Source organism: Photobacterium kagoshimensis (assembly GCF_050337045.1).
GTDB lineage: Bacteria > Pseudomonadota > Gammaproteobacteria > Enterobacterales > Vibrionaceae > Photobacterium > Photobacterium kagoshimensis.
Window position 1 is genome coordinate 1 of the sequence record NZ_JAKJSO010000060.1, and the last position, 627, is coordinate 627.

Annotated in this window: 2 rRNA genes; both read left to right on the top strand. The window is 49.4% G+C overall.

Annotated features, from left to right (window positions below):
* Window positions 1–250 (top strand): 23S ribosomal RNA (locus L4C35_RS23220); the annotation flags it as partial.
* A 126-nt stretch (window positions 251–376) separates the two neighbouring features.
* Window positions 377–492 (top strand): 5S ribosomal RNA (gene rrf / locus L4C35_RS23225).
* The last annotated feature ends 135 nt before the right edge of the window (window positions 493–627 follow it).

The window sequence follows — 627 nt, forward strand, 5'->3', positions numbered from 1 at the left end:
GTACGAGAGGACCGGAGTGGACGAACCGCTGGTGTTCGGGTTGTGATGCCAATCGCATTGCCCGGTAGCTACGTTCGGAATCGATAAGCGCTGAAAGCATCTAAGCGCGAAGCGAGCCTCAAGATGAGTCATCTCTAGACCTTTAAGGTCTCTAAAGGGTTGTCGAAGACTACGACGTTGATAGGCAGGGTGTGTAAGTGCTGCGAGGCATTGAGCTAACCTGTACTAATTGCCCGTGAGGCTTAACCATACAACACCCAAGGGGTTTTACGGACTCCATAAACGCTTGAATGCGTGTTTGAACTTAATATTGTAACTAGTTAGATTTTCCCAGATTGTATTTATCGCCTRATGGCGGTRAATAAAACCGAATTTGCTTGGCGACCATAGCATTATGGACCCACCTGATCCCATGCCGAACTCAGTAGTGAAACGTAATAGCGCCGATGGTAGTGTGGGGTCTCCCCATGTGAGAGTAGGTCATCGCCAGGCTTCAAATTTAGATATTCATTCTTGAACGGTGAATATCGGATAGACAGGCAACTGTTTATCACCGTGTGGAGCGGTAGTTCAGTTGGTTAGAATACCGGCCTGTCACGCCGGGGGTCGCGGGTTCGAGTCCCGTCC